This window comes from Mesorhizobium sp. WSM3873, assembly GCF_001672445.1.
Taxonomy (GTDB): domain Bacteria; phylum Pseudomonadota; class Alphaproteobacteria; order Rhizobiales; family Rhizobiaceae; genus Mesorhizobium.
This window is the reverse complement of sequence record NZ_LYTM01000057.1, coordinates 36,830-56,651: the sequence shown is the minus strand read 5'-3', so window position 1 is coordinate 56,651 and position 19,822 is coordinate 36,830. Positions and strand designations below refer to the sequence as shown.

Annotated in this window: 16 protein-coding genes and 1 pseudogene; 13 read left to right on the top strand and 4 right to left on the bottom strand. The window is 57.8% G+C overall.

What is annotated here, in order from left to right; all coding sequences use genetic code 11:
- Positions 1-25: 25 nt before the first annotated feature.
- Positions 26-1,759 (top strand): type IV secretion system ATPase VirD4, encoded by a 1,734-nt coding sequence (gene virD4, locus A9K71_RS28750; RefSeq protein ID WP_067003851.1) that lies wholly within the window; start codon positions 26-28, stop codon positions 1,757-1,759.
- Positions 1,760-1,847: 88 nt separating this feature from the next.
- On the top strand, positions 1,848-5,465 hold the full coding sequence (locus A9K71_RS28745; RefSeq protein WP_245299820.1) for a Ulp1 family isopeptidase: 3,618 nt from the start codon (positions 1,848-1,850) through the stop codon (positions 5,463-5,465).
- Positions 5,466-5,827: 362 nt separating this feature from the next.
- On the opposite strand, the pseudogene A9K71_RS32770 reads toward A9K71_RS28745, so the two are convergent.
- The 3 genes and pseudogenes from A9K71_RS32770 to A9K71_RS31840 form a co-directional block, all read right to left on the bottom strand.
- Positions 5,828-5,917: pseudogene (locus tag A9K71_RS32770) on the bottom strand (LysE family translocator); the annotation flags it as partial.
- 214 nt (positions 5,918-6,131) lie between these two features.
- Positions 6,132-6,851 carry a response regulator gene (locus A9K71_RS28735; RefSeq protein ID WP_082980759.1) on the bottom strand — a complete coding sequence of 240 codons (720 nt, stop codon included), beginning with the start codon at positions 6,849-6,851 and terminating at the stop codon, positions 6,132-6,134.
- Positions 6,852-6,861: 10 nt separating this feature from the next.
- Positions 6,862-7,029 carry a hypothetical protein gene (locus tag A9K71_RS31840; protein ID WP_156319957.1) on the bottom strand — a complete coding sequence of 56 codons (168 nt, stop codon included), beginning with the start codon at positions 7,027-7,029 and terminating at the stop codon, positions 6,862-6,864.
- 648 nt (positions 7,030-7,677) lie between these two features.
- Here A9K71_RS31840 and A9K71_RS28730 point away from each other — a divergent pair.
- Genes A9K71_RS28730 through virB11 form a run of 11 tightly spaced genes read left to right on the top strand, consistent with a single transcriptional unit; the run spans position 7,678 to position 17,112 of the window.
- Complete coding sequence (locus A9K71_RS28730; protein ID WP_067003846.1) at positions 7,678-8,460, top strand: type IV secretion system lytic transglycosylase VirB1; 783 nt, start codon at positions 7,678-7,680, stop codon at positions 8,458-8,460.
- Positions 8,461-8,473: 13 nt separating this feature from the next.
- Positions 8,474-8,839, top strand: a complete 366-nt coding sequence (gene virB2, locus A9K71_RS28725) for a pilin major subunit VirB2 (RefSeq protein WP_067003844.1) — start codon at positions 8,474-8,476, stop codon at positions 8,837-8,839.
- Positions 8,839-9,165, top strand: a complete 327-nt coding sequence (locus tag A9K71_RS28720; RefSeq protein WP_067003842.1) for a type IV secretion system protein VirB3 — start codon at positions 8,839-8,841, stop codon at positions 9,163-9,165. Before virB2 ends, A9K71_RS28720 begins: the two co-directional genes overlap by 1 nt.
- Positions 9,165-11,534 carry a VirB4 family type IV secretion/conjugal transfer ATPase gene (locus A9K71_RS28715; protein ID WP_067003840.1) on the top strand — a complete coding sequence of 790 codons (2,370 nt, stop codon included), beginning with the start codon at positions 9,165-9,167 and terminating at the stop codon, positions 11,532-11,534. Before A9K71_RS28720 ends, A9K71_RS28715 begins: the two co-directional genes overlap by 1 nt.
- A 13-nt stretch (positions 11,535-11,547) precedes the next feature.
- On the top strand, positions 11,548-12,228 hold the full coding sequence (locus A9K71_RS28710) for a type IV secretion system protein VirB5 (protein ID WP_067003838.1): 681 nt from the start codon (positions 11,548-11,550) through the stop codon (positions 12,226-12,228).
- Positions 12,229-12,286: 58 nt separating this feature from the next.
- The gene (locus tag A9K71_RS28705; protein ID WP_067003836.1) at positions 12,287-13,174 is read left to right on the top strand and encodes a type IV secretion system protein; all 888 of its coding nucleotides are present in this window, start codon (positions 12,287-12,289) and stop codon (positions 13,172-13,174) included.
- Between the two features lie 28 nt (positions 13,175-13,202).
- Positions 13,203-13,361 carry a type IV secretion system lipoprotein VirB7 gene (locus tag A9K71_RS31000; RefSeq protein ID WP_082980758.1) on the top strand — a complete coding sequence of 53 codons (159 nt, stop codon included), beginning with the start codon at positions 13,203-13,205 and terminating at the stop codon, positions 13,359-13,361.
- Entirely contained in the window at positions 13,358-14,071 is a 714-nt protein-coding gene (locus A9K71_RS28700) for a type IV secretion system protein VirB8 (protein WP_067003834.1), read from the top strand. The genes A9K71_RS31000 and A9K71_RS28700 overlap by 4 nt, the downstream gene beginning before the upstream one ends.
- The gene (locus tag A9K71_RS28695; RefSeq protein ID WP_067003832.1) at positions 14,068-14,949 is read left to right on the top strand and encodes a TrbG/VirB9 family P-type conjugative transfer protein; all 882 of its coding nucleotides are present in this window, start codon (positions 14,068-14,070) and stop codon (positions 14,947-14,949) included. Before A9K71_RS28700 ends, A9K71_RS28695 begins: the two co-directional genes overlap by 4 nt.
- Positions 14,946-16,088, top strand: coding sequence for a type IV secretion system protein VirB10 (gene virB10 / locus A9K71_RS28690; protein ID WP_067003830.1), 1,143 nt, complete (start codon positions 14,946-14,948; stop codon positions 16,086-16,088). Before A9K71_RS28695 ends, virB10 begins: the two co-directional genes overlap by 4 nt.
- Complete coding sequence (gene virB11, locus A9K71_RS28685) at positions 16,072-17,112, top strand: P-type DNA transfer ATPase VirB11 (RefSeq protein ID WP_067003828.1); 1,041 nt, start codon at positions 16,072-16,074, stop codon at positions 17,110-17,112. The genes virB10 and virB11 overlap by 17 nt, the downstream gene beginning before the upstream one ends.
- A gap of 115 nt (positions 17,113-17,227) precedes the next feature.
- Here virB11 and A9K71_RS28680 read toward each other — a convergent pair whose 3' ends face one another.
- The gene (locus tag A9K71_RS28680) at positions 17,228-19,744 is read right to left on the bottom strand and encodes a two-component system VirA-like sensor kinase (protein WP_067003826.1); all 2,517 of its coding nucleotides are present in this window, start codon (positions 19,742-19,744) and stop codon (positions 17,228-17,230) included.
- Between the last annotated feature and the right edge of the window lie 78 nt (positions 19,745-19,822).

Here is a 19,822-nt window from a genome sequence, read left to right as displayed (position 1 = left end):
CTACGGCTGATCCGGCAATGGAACAATGTCTTCAACAAAACCGACGCCTCCCAACATAGCCATTAGCATCGCGTGCTCACTCGCCTTGGGCTTCTGCGCGGCAAGTCTGTATGCAACGTTCCGCCATGGGGGTAGCAGCGAGGCTTTGATGACGTTTGACGTCCGTGCCTTTTGGTTTGAGACGCCCTTCTATCGCGGTTTCGTAACCCCCGTCTTCTATGGGGGCGTAGCTATCGTGCTCGCAACGTCCGCGGTCATCTTGCTGATTCAGCAGATCGTATTACGGCGCAAACTCGAACATCACGGGACGGCGCGGTGGGCGCGAGTGGATGAAATGCGACGCACGGGTTATCTACGACGATACCGTGGCGTGACAGGCCCGGTATTTGGGAAGACGAGTCGCCCTTTCTGGCCTGGCTACTACCTGACCAATGGCGAGCAGCCTCACAGCCTTATCGTTGCACCGACCCGTGCTGGTAAGGGCGTCGGCATAGTCATTCCAACGCTCCTTACATTCCAAGGCTCGGTGATAGCTCTCGACGTCAAGGGGGAGCTCTTTGAGCTTACCTCGAGGGCGCGGCAGGCCGCCGGCGCCGAGGTGTTCAAATTTGCGCCGCTGGATTCGGAGCGGCGCACGAATTGCTATAATCCGCTGTTGGACCTTATAGCGCTGTCTCCACAGCAGCAATTCACCGAAGCCCGCCGCTTGGCGGCAAACCTAATTACGGCGAAGGGGGAGGGCGCGGAAGGTTTCGTCAACGGTGCGCGAGATCTCTTTGTCGCGGGCATCCTCGCCTGCATCGAGCGGGGCACGCCAACAATCGGCGCTGTCTATGATCTGTTCGCCCAGCCGGGTGAGAAGTTTAAGCTCTTCGCGCGACTCGCCATGGAGACCCGGAACAAAGAGGCACAACGCATCTTCGACGACATGGCCGGGAACGATACAAAAATCCTGACCTCCTACACGTCCGTCCTTGGCGATGGCGGGCTCAATTTGTGGGCGGATCCCGCTGTAAAGGCGGCGACAAGTCGCTCAGACTTTTCAGTCTATGATCTTCGCCGTCGCAAAACGTGCATCTACCTTTGCGTTAGTCCGAACGATCTTGAGGTGGTCGCGCCTTTGATACGCCTGTTCTTTCAGCAAATCGTTTCAATTCTACAGCGGTCGCTGCCTCGCCGGGATGAAAAATACGAAGTTCTGTTTCTGCTCGATGAGTTCAAGCACTTGGGTAAGCTGGAGGCGATCGAGACCGCAATTACGACCATCGCGGGCTACAAGGGTCGCTTCATGCTCATCATCCAGAGCCTCTCGGCACTGACGGGGGCCTATGGCGAGGCTGGCAAGCAGAATTTTCTCAGCAATACCGGCCTGCAAGTGTTCATGGCCACTGCCGACGACGAGACTCCGAACTACATTTCCAAAGCTATCGGTGAATATACATTTCAAGCCCAATCGATTTCCTACAGTCAGGCGCGAACATTCGATTGGAACATCCAGAATTCACATCAGGGTGCACCGCTGTTGCGTCCCGAACAGGTGCGGCTGCTCGATGACGAGTACGAGATCGTGTTCGTCAAAGGTCTGCCACCATTGCTTTTGAGGAAGGTGCGATATTTTTCGGATCGCATTCTGAAACGCATCTTTGAAAACCAGACAGGCGCCCTCCCGGAGCCGGTACCCTTGACGATAGCAGACGAGGGGATCTCTGCAGAATCTCAACTCGATGACCCGCTGCGTGGGAATGGCGCAGGACTTTGACGATACAGTTTGATGTGAGGCTAATATGAACCCGCCAAATAGTAATCCATCCCGTGTTACAGCTTCGTCGCAGGTGCAGGACGCCGGCTTGGAAGAGGGGCAAGCGGGCCAGGCCCGGCAAGTGGGCGTTGAGCACCACCTTGCCGGGGCCCGGAGGCTGTTCGATCAAGCTGACGAGCCGCCAACCAATCCAGGGGAGCTTCTTCGACTGGAACAGGAGTTGAGCGAAGTGCTTCAGCGACGGCAGGATGATGGCCAGGCCCGGCAAGTGGGCGTTGAGCAGCACCTTGCCGAGGCCCGGAGGCTGTTCGATCAAGCTGACGAGCCGCCAACCAATCCAGAGGAGCTTCTTCGACTGGAACAGAAGTTGAGCGAAGTGCTTCAGCGACGGCAGGATGATCAAGCCGCCTCGTTGTTTTTCAGCGACCCGGGGATGTCCGCTGGACCGGGCGACCACAACAGCATCATGGCGGACGCTTTCGCAGCGGCCGGCTCTGGGCACGCCGGAGTTGAGGCCGCCGCCCCGCCAGTGCTAGCAGCCAGCCAACAGCAGATCCGGCCCTCGCCGGAGGCGGTTGATCAGGGCAACCAGCTGCCACCCGGGTGGGTCATCATCAACAATGAACATTCCACAGCGCTGTTGCGGCCAGCGGAGAGGCAGACGGCCCTGGATACGCCGCAAGCCGCCGCCATTCAGCAGCCGCTGAGCGAAATCGGCACTTCAGGCGGCCGCGTGCCGATGCAGCCCCCCATGCAGCAGTTGGGTGAATTGCCATTGGAAGGGGTACCCGTTCAAGGGACAGGGGCCGAACACATGGGAAGGCTGCATGCGGAGGCCGCGCCCTCCGCAAGGTCTGAGAAGCCCCCCGCTGCGATTGAGAGCTCTATAAACGTCTCATTCTCCCTCCCCAAAGGCTTCTCCCACGGGACTCAACCCGTCCCAGACGCGATGCTCTCTTCCTTGGACCACCATGGGTCCTTGCCGGATGCGGGCCAGGCGCGGCAGGCGGGCTTTGAGCAGCACGTGGCCGAGCCGCGCCGAGCCGATCCTGTCGCGAGTGGCGCCCGTGGTACCCGCTATCCCCATCTGTCCGACGAACACCGGGACCTTATTGATAAGGCGATCGCCCACGCTGCGGTTCAGCAAAAATATAGCGAGAACACGGTACGAAAATACAGGAATGTACTTCGCCGATTTGCGAATGATCTCGGCGCTCGTAGCCAAGCAACTGATCTAAAAAATCACCAATCCCTGGTCGATCATGTCGATGCTTTCTTTCCGAAAAACGATGATATGAAGAGGGCGTTGAACGTCCTGCGTGCGTATCATGAGCCGGGCTATTCAGCTACTGCTGGCGCCCCTGATACCCGCTATCCCCATCTGTCCGACGAACACCGGGACGTTATTGATAAGGCGATCGCCCAGGCTGCGGCTCAGCAACACCTTCGCGCGCCGACGCTCCGAATATACTCGTCTGCACTTCGCCGATTGGCGAATGATCTCGGCGCTCGTGGCCAAGCGACTGATCTAAAAGATCACCAATCCCTGCTCGATCACCTCGATACGTTCTTTCCGGGAAACAATGATATTAAGGATATAAAGCCGGCGTTGAACGTCCTCCGTGCGTATCATGAGCCGGGCTATTCAGCGACTGGCCGGTGGCCAGTGACGGTGCCCTCAAAGGCAGACGCGCATGTCTTGGAACAAGTGACCAGTGACAGCACATTGGCCTCAAGCACCCGTGTTGTCTATGGTCGCCATCTTCGCAGATTTTCTGAGGCGCTTGAGGGTCTGGGCCAGACAATCTCTGGGCTGGATCATGATTCGCGGATCGAATTCGCCGAGACGTTGTTTCCAGGCAACCACTATCTCCGCTTGGCGCTGGAACGGGTTCGCGATGCGGAGCCCGCCTCAGACAGCATCGTGGCGGACGCTTTCGCAGCGGCCGGCTCTGGGCACGCCGGAGTTGAGGCCGCCGCCCCGCCAGCGTTAGCAGCCAGCCAACAGCAGATCCGGCCCTCGCCGGAGGCGGTTGATCAGGGCAACCAGCTGCCACCCGAGCGGGTCATCATCAACAATGAACATTCCACAGCGCTATTGCGGCCAGCCGAGAAGCAGAGGGCCCTGGATACGCCGCGAGCCGCCGCCATTCAGCAGCCGCTGAGCGAAATCGGCAATTCGGGCGGCCGCGTGCCGATGCAGCCCCCCATGCAGCAGTTGGGTGAATTTCCATTGGAAGGGGTACCCGTTCAAGGGACAGGGTCCGAACACATCGGAAGGCTGCATGCGGAGGCCGCGCCCTCCGCAACGTCTGAGAAGCCCTCCGCTGCAATCGAGGATTCTATAAACGTCTCGTTCGCCGTCCCCAAAGACTTCTCTCATGGGACTCAACCTGTCCCAGACGCGATGCTCTCTTCCTTGGACCACCATGGCCTCTTGCCGGATGCGGAAAAGCCGGAATGGAACTACGAGATTAAAGGTCACGGCTACACCGCTGTGAGGCCAGAAGGGCGCAACGACTTTTGGCTCGTCCATCGCGGTCCGGTGAGTGAAGCTGCAGCGGCAGCACTGCCGGCAAGGTCTCTAGGACCCGCCTCGCAAGCGACCGCCAGGCTTTCAGACACCTATCGCGGTGTTCCGTTGGTCGATGTGACCACCTCCTCCGATGCTCAGATCGGAGCTTTTCCGTCAGGCTCGTCCAACCTCCCCCAGGGGGCGGTGCTCGGCGCCGACCTGCTGAGCGACGCCCATATCCACAGGGATTACCGGTTGCTGGAGCAGAGCCTGCAGGAGGCCCACCCAGCGCTCGCCGCCCGAACGCGGCTGGTGGATCCCTTGGTCTCCCAGCAACTGCGCCGTCGCGACCGGGACCCGCAACTTACATTGCTGTCAATCTATCATCACAACGACGTCGCAGCCGACTTCGTGTTCCTGCCAGTGAACAGTGGCGATCCCCTGGCTACGGTGGTGACTGTGGGAGGCAACGAGCATTGGTCGCTGCTGCTCGTTGATCGCCGCGACCCGGAAAGAGCGGTCGCCTATCACTACGACTCAATTCATCAGCGCGACGGACTGGGATACAATGACGAGCCTGCACGAGAGCTCGCAACAACGCTGGGCGCGACCACCGTGGTGACACCCGCCATGGCCCGACAAAACAACGCTGTTGATTGCGGCGTCTTCGTGGTGGACGGCACGCGCGAGCTGGTTCTTCGATTGGCAGAACGGCCAGTCCCGCAGCTGCCGCTGCACCTCAACTACCTCGTCCCCGATCGGCAGGCGCTGCAAAACCGACTGAGGCAGGGCCGCTTGCCGCACGAGCTTGCCGCAATCCCCGCGGAAGCTTTTGGAGCAGCCGGGTCGCAGGTGCAACACGCCGTCTTGCAAGAGCAGCAAGCCCGACAAGTCGCGCCACCGCCGTTTGAACCGCACTTGGGCAAGTCGCGCGAGGCCCAGGACGAGCTGACGAGTACAGCTGACAGGACCAACCGCGTGAACAGCGGGCGCGTCATCATAAACACTGAACGCTACACAGCGCTGTTGACACCGGCGAAGAGGCAGAGGACTGAGAATCCGCAGAGCCTCGCCATGGGGTGGCAGCTAAGCGAAGCAAACACGTCGTCCGTCAGGCAAGACTCCGATCAAGCCCGAGCGGACCTGATGGCTAGCTTCAGAAGCAGAGAGCGCTCCGACGCGGGGCGTTGAACTCTATGTCTGGGGCAAGCAGAACAGCTCTTTTGACGACAGAGACGCTGATGCGATCTCCAGACCGTGGCTGTTGCCGAAATTCAGCAGGCTGGCACTGTTGGGAAGGCGATGTAGCTTGGAACCCGCCGACGGCGGTCAGGAACTTGCGCATGTTCGGCTAAGCCTGTTTCGGGACCTTCCGGGTCGAACTGCAGGTCGGCAATTTCGCCACGGGCACAATAGACGTTACGATACCGATACCAGAGATGCCATCTGATCCTGCGCAAGTTTTCAAGCAGGTCCTATCCGGTCTGCTCGTCGGTGGTTTTCGAGCCCTTGTACGAACTGGCGAGAGGCCCCGAAAATCTGCAGAAGAGCGGTGCCTGGGCATATCTGGTCAACAGGGCGGAGATGCCGCCCGAGGCCATAAAACCCCAGAAGATCGAGCCGCTGACGACACCCGAGGCCAGCTACCAACACGAGCTCACAGCTCAGGTGTGCATCGGCCTGCTCGCACCTTAGTGCCCGCGGTGCCTGTCTCGGATGGTCACCATACGCCGCGCATCAGAAAACTTTAGCCGGATATCGGCACACGACTCATGCGGCGGACAGGACGCGGCGACGATGAAGCCGCAGAGCGTCGCATGATCAGCATCATCACCTAAACTCCAGCATCGCTCCCTTTCAAGCGGTCAAGCTGCCTCCGTAGCTAACATCCACGTCAGCGTTGAAGAAGTACCCTGCACCACGGGATGTTTTGACCAAGCGAGGATTGGTCGCATCGGCCTCCAGCTTTCGGCGCAAGCGCATGATTAGGACATCGATACTTCGATCATAGACCTCTTCTCCACGCACACGGCTCGCGAGCAAAAGCCGTTCTCTGGATAACACGTTGCGTGGGTTCTCCAGGAACGCGATTAAGACATTGAACTCACATGCGGTAAGCTTGACCTCGCCACGTTCCTCACAAATCAGTCGCCGCTGCTTGACGCTGAGCTTCCAGGCCCCAAAGCGAAATGAGCGCTGATCTCTGGTTCGCGGAATGCGCTGGCGTAACGCCACTCGAATGCGGGCCAAGAATTCGCGCATCCCGAGAGGCTTGGGAATGAAATCGGTTGCGCCGAGCTCCAGGGCAACCACTTTTTCCGCCTCATCAAGCCGATCGCCGCTAATCACTATAATGGGAACATCCGATTTTGTCGCCAGATTGCGGACGATCGCAAGTCCATCCTCCCGGTCTAGGTTAAGGTCAACAACAACGAGATCGACTGGCTCATGTGAAAGAACATGGTAAAACTGCTTGCCATCGTGGACCGCAGTTACCTTCAAAGCATGCATCGTGAGATACTCGGCGATGAGGCGTCGCATTGCGGCATCATCATCGATGACAAGAACATGTTTCAACGGCTCACCTTCAATCTCGAATCGCCTTGTCTAAGCTTTTGCCGAGCAACCCTACGGCACCGATGTAGAACAGCTGCCCCTTGGCCCACTCGCCGCTGCGGGCCGGCCAGTAACGAGGGCCTTGCTCGTCCAGACTGGTAAAAGCTGGGGCCTTAGCGATCGCGAATGCCGCATCCATGCAGCAGTGGCCACCAGACGGTTTCAAGCGCCGGCATGACCTGCCGTGTGGTCTTTCGCTTTTTCGCATCGAGCTTCCCCGTTTTGTCAGTTTGTTTAGGGCCTGCTCATACCACTCGTTCAACCGCATAGATGCCGAGTTGCCTGCCATTTCCTTGAGTCATCGTCACCTTATCTGGCGCTTGCGGACCTGAATCATCTCGACATCCTCCGGCTCATGGGTCGGACGTGGTTGAGGCGCGGCGGAAGGACGAATGTGATTCACCATTAGTGGCTTGTGCCAAATAGTATGTCTCGTGCCAAGCCGAGGTGGCCGGCGTTAATCCTTTCGGGCGTCGGCTGGTCCGGTGACGGTTACCGTCCGACCCAACATTCTCACTTTATGCAAGACGTCACTTTGAGCCTGTGACGTCACCGGCAGGAGCGATCGTACCAAGAGGCTCCGGATTTGTCGCTGGCTGATCGGGCCGGCGGTACGCCACGGCATGCGCAAGGTGCTTCACGCACGCTCATGCCAACAAATGTCTTTTTGCTTCAATTGAAACCGAAAAAGCCGCATTTGAACATCATGGAGTAACAAACCTCCCCGATAAGCGCGTGCCGGACAGGGCCAAACCGTCCGGCGGCTTAGAGAGGTAGGTCATCGGGAATGTTTATTGCAGCTTGGCCACTGGCCATCATCTTGTTGACCTCCACGTCCCTCCCGGGCGAGCCCGCGCCACTTTCCCTCCGTGAGTTCGACCGCCTATCGCGCAAATGCGCTCACTGGGTTGCGCCGTCTACGCTCGCCGCGATTGCCAAAATTGAAAGTGGGTTTGATACGCTTGTGGCACATGACAATACCACGGGTGAGCAGCTTCACTGGACAGATCACCTGCAAGCCACGCGTGGCATCAAGGACCGCCTCGCAGCACAACATTCCATCGACGTTGGATTGATGCAGATAAACAGCAAGAACTTCGCTATGCTCAATCTGACGCCGGAAAGGGCCTTGCAGCCCTGCGCCTCCCTTTCGGCTGCCGCTCACTTACTTGAAAGCCGGTATGCCGGCGGCATGACTGCTGTGGCACAGCAACTGGCGCTTCGCCGTGCCATCTCGGCCTATAACACGGGCGACGTCTCGCGGGGCTTCGCCAACGGTTATGTGCGCAAGGTCGAGTCGGCCGCAAAGGATATCTCAAGGCTTCTTGAGCGAAGGCCGGAGCCGACTGCTCGAGACGTGCGACACCTTGAGGCACCCGGGCGGAAAGCCGTGCCACCTCTGCTCGAACAGAGCCAACAGACAAATGAAAAGCAGCCCACACAAGATTCGTGGGACGTCTGGGGCTCCTATCAGCGAAACCGCTCGGGGGTAGATCCATCCGACTCGCCAAGCAGCCAAGATACGAAAGAGCGCGAACCCTCAAACCCGAATGAACTCATATTCGATTGAACATGGAGATGCAATGATGAAGCCACTCAAGATATTTCATATGCTCACAAGGCGTGTTCGTTCGCCTTTTGCCATGCTGCGCATGGCGGCTGAATATGCACCGGCCGCTGCTGCAGGCGCGGCCTGGACGGTCTTCTCCGGCGGGCCAGCCGCGGCCCAAGTGACCGGAGGGACGGATCCTGCCAAGATGATCCAGAATATCAGCACCTTCATACTTGGCCCCTTCGGACAATCGCTGGCCGTGCTCGGACTCGTGGCCATCGGTATCTCCTGGATGTTCGGTCGTGCTTCACTTGGCCTGGTTGCGGGCGTCGTTGGGGGAATCGTCATCATGTTTGGCGCCGGCTTCCTGGGCAAGGCGCTCATAGGCGGTGGCTGATGAGCGACAGGTTGGAAGTGAGCACCCTCTATGTGGCGGCGACACGCCCCGCATTGTTTCTGGGGGTGCCGCTGACGCTGGCCGGATTGCTCATGATGTTGGCGGGGCTCGTCATCATTATCCTCAAGAACCCACTTTATGAAGTCGTGCTCGTGCCTCTCTGGTTCGGAGCACGGCTGATTGTTGAGCGAGACTATAACGCCGCAAGCGTCGCGTTCCTCTATTTGCAGACTGCCGGCAGAAGCGTGGACGGGCCGATCTGGGGCGGCGCGAGCGTCAGCGCCAATCCGATCAGAGTGCCGAAACGCGGAAGAGGAATGGTATAATGCTTGGCGCCAGTGGCCGGACCGAGAGATCTGGCGAGATCTATTTGCCGTATGTCGGACATCTAAGCGATCAGGTTGTCCTTCTGGAAGATGGGTCGATCATGGCTATGGCACACGTCAACGGGCTGCCGTTTGATTTGGAAGACGCTGAGATGCGCAACTCGCGCTGCCGCGCGTTCAACACTCTCTTGCGCAACATCGCCGATGACAATGTCACGCTGTACGCTCATCTTGTGCGAGACAACGATGTGCCGGAGCCGGCATCGCGCCAGTTTCAAAGTGCATTCGCTGGCAGTCTGAGCGAGGCCTATGAGAGCCGTGTGCTGTCGGGCAAGCTCTTTCGCAACGATCACTTCCTGACTGTCGTCGTGTTCCCTCGCACCGCAATCGGCAAGATCGGCTGGCGCGTTGCCAAATCCCCCAGGCGCAATGACAACGATCTGGCCGTACAAATTCGAAGCCTGGAGGACCTCTGGCAGATCATTGCTGGCTCACTGGGCGGCTACGGTCTGCGCCGGTTGGGTATTCGTGAGAAAGGCAACGTGCTCTTCACGGAAATCGGTGAGGCGCTTCGGCTGATAATGACGTGCCGGTTTCTTCCGGTTCCGATGGTTACCGGCTCACTTGGCGCCTCGATCTACACTGACCAGGTCATCTGCGGGAAGCGGGCTCTTGAGATTCGACGGCCGGGGGGCAGCTCCGTGGGATCATTGTTTTCATTCCGTGAATATCCGGCGACCACGCGGCCAGGCATGCTAAATCCCTTGCTGTCCGCCAACTTCCCGCTTGTTCTCAGTCAGAGCTTTTCCTTCCTCACTCGGCCACAAGCTCATGCGAAGCTTAGCCTTAAGTCCAGCCAGATGACGAGCGCCGGCGACAAGGCTCTCACCCAGATCAATGAGCTTGCCGAGGCAGAGGACGCACTGGCAAGCAACGAGTTCGTCATGGGTTCGCATCATCTGAGCCTGTGCGTCCATGCCGACAGCCTGAACAGCCTTGCAGATCGTGCAGCAAATGCGCGCGCAAGGCTGGCCGATGCGGGCGCCGTTATCGTCCAGGAGGGGATCGGCATGGAGGCCGCGTACTGGTCCCAACTTCCGGGAAACAACAGGTGGCGAACACGCCCCGGGGCGATCACCTCGCACAATTTTGCCGGGCTTGTCTCTTTTGAGAACTTCCCAAGTGGCTCCGCTTCCGGCCACTGGGGCAAAGCTGTTGCACGCTTTCGCACGAACGGTGGAACTTCTTTCGACTACATACCCCATGAGAATGACGTCGGCATGACGGCGATATTCGGGCCCGTCGGCAAAGGCAAGACGACGCTGATGACCTTTCTCCTCGCGATGCTTGAGCAAAGCGTGGTCGATCGCGATGGTGCCATCGTCTTTTTCGATAAGGACCGGGGTGGTGAACTGCTGGTGCGAGCCACCGGAGGGACATATCTAGCGTTGCGCAGAGGCGCTCCGAGCGGCTTGGCCCCTCTGCGTGGACTGAACAATACCTCCGCCTCCTTGGACTTTCTGCGCGAATGGTTGATTGCTCTAATCGAGAGTGACGGCCGTGGCCCGATCTCGCCGGAGGAAAGCCGTCGACTGGAACGTGGCATTGTTCGTCAACTTTCGTTCGAACCCGTCATGCGCTCAATTGCGGGCCTGCGCGAATTCCTGCTGCACGGCCCCTCCGAGGGCGCTGGCGCGCGGCTGCAGAGGTGGTGTCGAGGGAATGCGCTTGGGTGGGCCTTTGATGGCGATGTCGATGAAGTAAAGCTGGATGCCTCCATTACAGGGTTCGACATGACGCAACTCTTGGAATTTGAGGAGGTCTGCGCGCCGGCCGCCGCGTATCTTCTGCATCGGGTCGGCGCTGTTGTCGATGGCCGTCGGTTCGTCATGAGCTGCGACGAATTTCGCTTCTATCTGCTCAACCCCCAGTTCTCGGCTGTTATCGACAAGTTCTTGCTCACTGTCCGCAAGAACAACGGGATGTTGATACTCGCAACGCAGCAGCCTGAACACGTGCTGGAATCGCCCCTGGGAGCTAGTCTCGTTGCACAATGCATGACGAAGATTTTCTACCCATCACCGACGGCGGACCGGGCTGCGTATGTCGATGGCTTGAAGTGCACCACGCAGGAGTTCGAGGCAATCCGCCAGGGGATGTCAATTGGCAGCCGCAAGTTTTTGCTCAAGCGCGACAGCGGGAGTGTTGTTTGCGAATTCGACCTTGGCCAGATGCGCGAGTACGTAGCCGTACTATCGGGGCGGGCCAACACGGTCCGCTTTGCCGACCAGCTTCGTGACCAGCACGGAGATGCCCCAAGCGGGTGGCTCGACAAGTTCATGGCTCGTTACCACGAAGTTCAAGACTGACGGAGATATATTCATGAGATTTGCCAAGCTTGCAGTGACCACGGTCGCTGCTTCTTTTCTGCTTAGCACACAGGCCCGGTCGCAATTTGTTGTTAGCGACCCAGTAACAGAAACACAATCGACCTTAACAGCGGCTTCCACTGCGGCGATCCTTATAAAGTCAGCCGAGACGCTCGCTACCACGATCGAAATGGTGGAGATGCTGAAGTCGTCATTTGCTGTCACGGGACTGCTGGGCGCACTGAACCAAGGAAATCACTACCCGTCGAGCAATAAGCTGGAGGGGCAGATGTTTGATGCTCGGGCCCCAGTTTCGACCATGGCGCGTAACATTGCGCAGGACCCAACTCGGATAGTCACCGGCACGGATGCAGAAGGAAAACTGTTAGAGGGACAAATCGCTGGTGCCGCCAATACCGCAGCTCTTGCAGCCGACACTCTGGCCGTAATGGACAAGCGCCTTAAGGCTAACGACAACACGCTTGGTCAGCTTTCCAGCTCGAGAAATATTGTGCAGGCCACCGTGACCAACGGTCTGGTCCTAAAGCAGATTCACGATGCGATGATCCAAAATGTCCAGGCCACGAGTCTGCTGACGATGGCCACTGCCCAAGGCAGCCTTCACGCCGCAGAGGAGGCCGCCACGCAGCGTCGGGAACGCCAGGACACCGCCAAGATCTTCAGCCTGCCGTGAACCACGCAGAGTTCATCCGGCTCAGCTCCGCTGATCAGGGACAAATCAGGCTCACGCCATGAATTTCAAGATTCCGGCGCCATTCACCGCCATACACACGATCTTTCATGTGGCCTTTACGTCAGGGCTGCACAACGTGCTTGAAAAAATCCAAGAGGCGATCAGCGCGCCTCTGGTTGCGTGTGTGACGCTTTGGATAATAATCCAAGGCTGTCTGGTCATGCGTGGTCAAGTCGATGCGCGTGGAGGTATCTCACGCGTAATCATGGTGTCGATTGTCGTCGGCCTTATCTTAGGGCAGGCCAACTACCAGAAATATATTGAAACGGTCTTTGACGACACGATTCCAAGACTTGCTCACCAGATGAGTAGCAGCGACTTGCCGTTCATCGATATTCCCCGCAAGCTCGACTGGATGTTTGCTTCAACTCAGTATGCCTTTCAGATGATTGCTTCCGAAATTGGGCCTATGAACAGCCAGGACATAATTGCTTTCGAGGGAGCCCAATGGATTTTCTACGGGTCGCTGTGGACAGCATTCGAAATATATGATGCCGTTGGAATTTTGACGAAGGTGCTCCTGGCGATCGGCCCCCTGGTTCTTGTAGGCTACCTTTTTGATCACACTCGAGACATGGCTACCAGATGGATCGGCCAACTGCTCTCGTATGGGCTGCTGCTTCTCCTTCTCAACATCGTTGCGACGATAGTTATCGCGGCAGAAGCAGCCTCGCTGGTGGTCATGCTTGCGATGATCAGATACACGGGCACGACAGCAGCCAAGATCATTGGGCTTTACGAGCTCGACATGCTTTTCCTGGCTGGCGACGCTCTGATCGTCGCACTTCCGACGATCGCCAGCAGCATCGCCGGCGGCTCTTTGGCTGGGGCGAACCGACCTCTAAACAACCTCAATCGCTACTTTGCCAAAACGGCGGGTCGTTAATCAAATCAACAAGCGCGGTGCCAAAAACATGAAACGCTATCTACTTTTGTCGATCCTCGCTTTGGCGGCCTGCAAGACAACCGATGGGCTTGCGACCTGCACGGGTACGCCATTCCAACTGAACGCGGGACAATGGGAAACCACCCCTGAGGATCTTCAGGTCGAGTGTACGGAAGAGCCCAAGTGAAATTTCCTGAACATGCCCTTCTGGTGGAGAGAGAAACGCTAGCCGCTCACTACAAGAAGGTGGAAGCGTTTCAAACCACACGAGCGAAGTCTGCGCGGCGCCTGTCAAAGGCCCTTATAGCCTTTGCGGCGGTGGCGGTCCTGGGAAATGTTGCCCAGGCATTTACCATCGCTGCCATGGTCCCGTTGGCCAAGCTCGTACCTGTGTTCCTCTGGGTACGGCCGGACGGGACCGTAGACAGCGAAGTGTCAATCTCACGACTGCCCGCAACCCAAGACCGAGCCGTCATAAATGCTTCGCTGTGGGAATATGTACGCCTGCGTGAGGGCTACACAGCAGATACGGCTCAATACGCCTATGATCTAGTATCCAGTTTCAGCGCACCGGCTGTGCGACAGCAATATCAAGACTTCTTCAACTATCCGAATCCCACCTCGCCGCAAGTCACGGTCGGCAAGCGCGGCAAGCTCGAGGTCGGGCATATTTCCTCAAACGACATCAGTCCCGACGTTCAACAGATCCGATACAAACGTATGCTTGTTGTCGATGGGCAGACGCCGATAGTGACCACCTGGACAGCTACCATCCGCTACGAGCGCCTGACGGGTCTGCCTGGCCAATCGAGGCTCACCAATCCGGGAGGTCTACTCGTCACGTCCTATCAAGCCTCGGAAGATACCGTATCGAACCTGGGTTACGTGCAGCCATGACAAAAGGAGCATTTCTCGCGCTGGCTTGTTCACTCTTCCTGACGATGGAGGCGTGCGCGGAAGACACACCACTTGCCGGCAAGCATGATGCGCGGATGCGCTACCTTACCTACCGCCCCGACGAAGTGGTGCACCTGTCGACCGCAGTGGGGGCAACGCTGGTTGTCACATTCGCGGCCAACGAGACGGTCGTAGCCGTGGCCGTGTCCAATAGCAAAGACCTGGCTGCGCTCCCACGTGCCAACTACCTCTTCTTTAAGGCCAGCCGGATGCTCGCGCCGCAGCCGGTCATCGTGCTGGCCGAGAGTGAGAAGGGTACGCGGAGATACGTCTTCAGTATTTCAACGAGAGCGATGCCAAAACTCGACGAGAAGCAACCTGACCTATACTACAGTGTGCAGTTCACCTATCCTGAGGATGAGGCTGCTGCTCAGAGAAGAGAAGCAGAAAGGCGCTCGATTCTTGGTCAGGCCCGCGCGAAAGTGCTGCAACAACAGAGAGTTCAGGATTTGTTGAATCGACCTGCGGCAACGGCCAATCCGGACGAAAGCAATTTTCACTACGTCGCAAAGGGCGATCGATCGCTGGCGCCGCTGGAAGTTTTCGATAATGGCTTTACGACCGTATTTGGCTTCGCAAGCAATTCCCGCATACCCTCCCTCTACATTATCAATCCCGACGGCAAGGAAGCCGCTGCCAATTACACGGTCAAAGGGGACTATGTTGAAGTATCCGCAGTCGCCCGGGAATGGCGTCTGAGAGATGGCAATACGGTCTTGTCCATTTTCAACAGGGCTTATGATCCTTTGGGACGAGCGCCAAGGACCGGTACAGTGACACCCGACGTGTGGCGCGTTTTGAAAGGCTCGGCCCGATGAATGAAACCGGCCCACAGGCGGAACATGATGTCCATGCATCCGGATCGATGGTCTCGGAGCCGACCCGCCGGCATGTTTCGGGATCGCAGAAGTTGGCCGTCGCTGCTCTTGTTCTCATCTCATCTCTATCGCTCATCTGGCTCGGAGGTCGTTCCAGCACACAAGACGAGCTATCTCAGCCAAAACCGCCAATTGTGGCCAACCCCGAGCCATTCCGCCCCGTGCCAATTGAGATTGCTCCCGAACCTCCAGCACCCGCGCCGGCGGCGCAGCCGGCAGATCCTGTGCCATCCACGCCGCCCCCAACGGCGCCAGCTGATGCGCCGCCGGAAGAAACTCCAATTTTCGCCTACACTAGCAGCAGTCAAATGCCCAATGACGATCAGCGGAGCGAAGACAACCATAAGGATGCTCCCACCACACAGGATCAGGTTTCAATCGATGGCGACCTGTCGGGCCGATTGAAGCCCGATATACAGGAGCCGAGCCGGGCCACACTTTTGCCGCACCCTGATCTCGTGATTACTCAAGGAGCGATCATTCCCTGCATTTTGCAGACGGCAGTCGACACAAATCTGCCCGGCTATGTGAAGTGCGTCTTACCTAAAGACGTCCGCGGCACAACCAACAATGTCGTGCTCTTGGACCGCGGGACGACCGTGATTGGCGAAATCCAGCGCGGTCTCGAGCAGGGGGATGCGCGTGTCTTCGTGCTGTGGACGCGCATCGAAACACCTGACCATGCCCTCGTTTCGATAGCATCGCCGGGCGCTGACGAGCTCGGCCGCGCCGGAATGCCTGGCACGGTGGACAACCACTTCCGGCAACGCTTCGGCGGCGCGGTTCTCATGAGCGTCATCCAAGGCGCGTTTCAGGCGGCCGGTCAATACGCGGCCAGCTCTGCGGGAGGAAGCGGCATCAACAGCTTCCAGACTAATGGTGGACAAGCGGTCGAGACGACACTGGGAGCGACGGTCAACATTCCGCCAACCCTAAAGAAAAACCAGGGAGATGCTGTATCCATCTTTGTGGCTCGGGACCTCGATTTCTCAGATGTATACGATCTTAGAGCGACTGCCGCGGCGCCAAGCCCCCAACATCGCGAACGCAGGAGAGACCACAATGCTATCGGAGGCTGATCCTCAGTTGCGTTTGCTTCTCGAGCCCATTCTAAAATGGCTTGAGGAGCCAAGAACCGAAGAGGTCGCTATCAACCGGCCTGGGGAAGCCTTTGTCCGACAGGCCGGCCTTTTCACGAAGCATCCGCTACCCCTATCTTATGACGATCTGGAGGACATCGCGATACTCGCTGGAGCGTTGCGCAAGCAAGATGTCGGACCGAAAAGCCCCCTGTGTGCGACTGAGTTGCCGAACGGAGAGCGGCTGCAGATCTGTTTGCCGCCCGCTGTACCCTCAGGAACAATAAGCCTGACGATACGGCGTCCCTCAAGTCGTGTGACCGAACTCAAGGAAGTTTCTTCTCGTTACGAATACTCGCGTTGGAATCAATGGCGGTCAAGAAAAGAGCGCCAGGAGCGGCAGGACGAAACGATTCTTCAGCATTACGACCATGGTGACTTGGAGCAATTTCTGCGGGCCTGCGTTTGCGGTCGGCTCACGATGCTGCTTTGCGGACCTACTGGAAGCGGCAAAACGACAATGAGCAAGACTTTGATCGACGCCATACCCCCGCAAGAGAGGTTGATCAGTATCGAGGACACGCTCGAACTTGCAATCCCGCACGAGAACCATGTCCGGTTACTCTATCCGAAGGACCGAGCAGGCGTTGGTACGGTGACAGCCGAGCAGCTGTTGCAAGCCAGCTTGCGCATGCGCCCTGATCGAATATTGCTTGGCGAGATTCGCGATGATGCGGCTTGGGCCTACCTTAGCGAAGTCGTCTCCGGCCATGCGGGATCGATATCAACGATTCATGGGGCTGATCCGGTCCAAGGTTTTAAAAAGCTCTTTTCACTTGTCAAGAGCAGCGCGCAAGGGGCCGCCGTGGAAGACCGCACGCTTCTTGACATGCTGTCGGCTGCCATTGACGTCATTGTACCGTTCCGTACCCAAGGCGACGTGTATGAGGTGGAAGAGGTATGGCTCGCCGCCGATGCCCGGCGACGGGGAGAGACAGTGGCCGATCTTCTCAACAAGCACTAAGGCTGGAATAACGTCTCGGGATCCATAAGTCGGTGACGAGTCATTTTGTTCTGCGTCGATAGCTTTTTTGACGGGCTTGTTAGATCGCTTGGGTAGCCTGAGCGAGTCGGCAGCATCATGCCATCATCATGGCACGAACCGCATGCTCCATTGTCCGGGACGAGACCGGCTTCGATAGCCAAAAGACGAAGGCCTGATTATCAAATGTGACCGGCATGGAGTCGATCTCACCGACGACTATGACAGGCACCGCCATGAGGGTGGAGCATATGGGTTCGGCCTGTCCTCGCTCGAGGAAAGGCGCTTTACCCAAAATCAGCAGGTCGGCTGCCTTTCCACTCTCGATCCAGCCGCAAAGGCTTTCGAAGGTCGCGAAGCCCACCGGCTTATAACCCAGCGCGGCGATTTTCTTCTTGTAGGTCTCCAACTCTGCTGGATCGGGCTCCACGACTGCAATGATTTCTCCGTTGCCAAGTGATCCGTCGTATGGGCCGACAGCGATGTCAGCGCTGACTGGCTCCTCCTCGGAGGCCGGCAAGTAGATATCGAAGCGGGTACCTCGGCCAACAGCCGAGGTGACGTCGAGGCATCCTGCGAGCGCGCTCACGTGCCTGTCAACCGCAGCAAGGCCCAGCCCGGTCCCGCCGAGGCGAGAGCGGGTGGTAAAGAAGGGCTCAAAGACATGCGGAAGTATCGAACTTGCAATTCCTGGGCCATCGTCGCTGATGGAGAGGAGAACGTAGTCTCCAGGTCTCAAGGTGCCCCGAGCCAGAGGCTTTGTTTGGCACACCTGGGCGCGAGAAACGCTGATCTCGACACGGCCCTGGTTCAGGACAGCCTCCGACGCGTTTTTGCACAGATTCATAAGGATCTGCTGTATCTCGGTTGGGCTGCCCTCGACCACCGTTTGCCACCCGTTGATCTTGAAGTTCAACCGAACACCCGCACGAACTGTAACCCGCAGCAATGGCGCAAGATCCATAACAATCTCGGAGACGCTGATAGGCACTGCCACGCGCCTTCGATTTCGGCTAAGTGACAAGATCTGGTCAACAATCAGCTTGGCTCTGTGTCCAGCTAAGATGATTTGGTCGATGTGGTTTCGAATTCTAGACGGACGACGTACAAGACCTTGGGCGATCTCTGAATATCCGATTATTGCGCCTAAAATATTGTTGAACTCATGTGTGGCGCCGCTTGCGATCGTACCGACGGTCCTTAGCCTTTCCAAATGCTCCCATCGACTCACCAGAAGGTCGCGTTCGGCATTTACACGTTGCATCTCAAGATGGTGGCTCAAACGCACGATAGCACTGCCAAGAACCCGAAGGTCGTCAGCGGAGGGGAGTGAGCGATCTCGTTCAAAAACAAGGATGCAAACCGCAGCCTGCTGAGCGGAGGCCCTGCAAGCAACAATTTGACAAACACCGGAAGTGCCTATGGCGGTCCGAACCACTTCGGCAGCAGGGACTACGCGAAATACTGGCCGTCCGGCGCGGATAAGTGAAACGACTTCATCAATAAGGGCGACGTTCCAGACGGGTATGCACGTGTTTGCCACAAAGCACTCAGTATGCCTGCTGAGGCTCGGATCAACCAGAGCAAGCGCGCATTGATCCGCATCGAAAACGTGTTGAACGATTCTAAGCGCTCCTTCGGTGGAAAAGCGTGCCTCGTCGTTCTTTGTTCTACTGTCGTTGAAGCGAGCTTCGATCTCGCTCATCGCCTCTTCAAGCTCCAACCGCCTTTTCAGTCGGTTCGTCCGCAGATGCTGTCTGGAGGATCGAATGATCGCAAACAAGCAGAAGCATAGGGACAGCGAGCCAAAGAAAAGTCGCGCACGCTGCGCTTGCGCGCTGGCCAGGCTGTAGCCTTTCAGATGCTCTCGCTCCAGTTCGGCCGCCTTGGAGGACGTGTCGAGGGATGCGATCTGATTGGCAGCTTGGTCCAACCTCCATAAGGAAGACAAGGCAGCGCCGGCCTTGCCCACAACATCCGCGGCAGCCCGGGCCTGCCTGGCAAATCGCTCGAGAGGCTGGTCCATGTGTGATGCGAGGTTGAGCCACAGCACTAGCTTGGACAGTTCAAGCCTGCCCGCCGGTGCCTCTCCAGGGAAAAAAATCGAGCGAGCAAGGTCTGCGACAGAGCTTTTCATGAGCTGATTTTGCTTGACCCAAGCTGAGATGGCAGCCTCAGTGTTTTTGATCGAGTTTTTAAGCTGCGCGAGCAATGCGGATTCCCCGGGGCTCTCATAGGGCGAAATCTCGAGATGGTGTTGCAAGTTTTCGACGTTCCTTTGCAGCGCCTGTCCGGTTGACGCAACCGAACGGAAGTCCAATGCCATATCGGTTCGTGCGCGGGCGACGTCCCGCTTGAGCAATGCATCGTTGATCTGAATGGTTCGCAGCTGGCTTAAGACAGCGTCGTTGATCTTGGGAGCCTGCCACTGCGTCCCGACCAAGAGCGCAATCGAGGCGGCTAGGGCAATTAGAATTGCCTTGTCGGAACTGAGCCATGTTTCCCAAGGAAACGGCGTTTGATCCGTGGTGCACGCCTGGCGAGGGTCCGACGTGAATTCCAGCGCCACCTGGGTTCGGTATGCGGCCGGATGCTGCTGGAACAGGAAAGCCACGCCTACCCCTCTCCTTTGGACGGCTTAAACACCGTTGCCGAATTTGGTCTTGGCCCGCTTCGAGGACCAGAATGAGCG

Bases quoted from the DNA above. Each gene is read 5' to 3' on its own strand.
- virD4 (WP_067003851.1), top strand. From the start codon at position 26: ATGTCTTCAACAAAACCGACGCCTCCCAACATAGCCATTAGCATCGCG.
- A9K71_RS31840 (WP_156319957.1), bottom strand. From the start codon at position 7,029: ATGGATGCGGCATTCGCGATCGCTAAGGCCCCAGCTTTTACCAGTCTG.
- A9K71_RS28730 (WP_067003846.1), top strand. From the start codon at position 7,678: ATGTTTATTGCAGCTTGGCCACTGGCCATCATCTTGTTGACCTCCACG.
- virB2 (WP_067003844.1), top strand. From the start codon at position 8,474: ATGATGAAGCCACTCAAGATATTTCATATGCTCACAAGGCGTGTTCGT.
- A9K71_RS28720 (WP_067003842.1), top strand. From the start codon at position 8,839: ATGAGCGACAGGTTGGAAGTGAGCACCCTCTATGTGGCGGCGACACGC.
- A9K71_RS28715 (WP_067003840.1), top strand. From the start codon at position 9,165: ATGCTTGGCGCCAGTGGCCGGACCGAGAGATCTGGCGAGATCTATTTG.
- A9K71_RS28710 (WP_067003838.1), top strand. From the start codon at position 11,548: ATGAGATTTGCCAAGCTTGCAGTGACCACGGTCGCTGCTTCTTTTCTG.
- A9K71_RS28705 (WP_067003836.1), top strand. From the start codon at position 12,287: ATGAATTTCAAGATTCCGGCGCCATTCACCGCCATACACACGATCTTT.
- A9K71_RS31000 (WP_082980758.1), top strand. From the start codon at position 13,203: ATGAAACGCTATCTACTTTTGTCGATCCTCGCTTTGGCGGCCTGCAAG.
- A9K71_RS28695 (WP_067003832.1), top strand. From the start codon at position 14,068: ATGACAAAAGGAGCATTTCTCGCGCTGGCTTGTTCACTCTTCCTGACG.
- virB10 (WP_067003830.1), top strand. From the start codon at position 14,946: ATGAATGAAACCGGCCCACAGGCGGAACATGATGTCCATGCATCCGGA.
- virB11 (WP_067003828.1), top strand. From the start codon at position 16,072: ATGCTATCGGAGGCTGATCCTCAGTTGCGTTTGCTTCTCGAGCCCATT.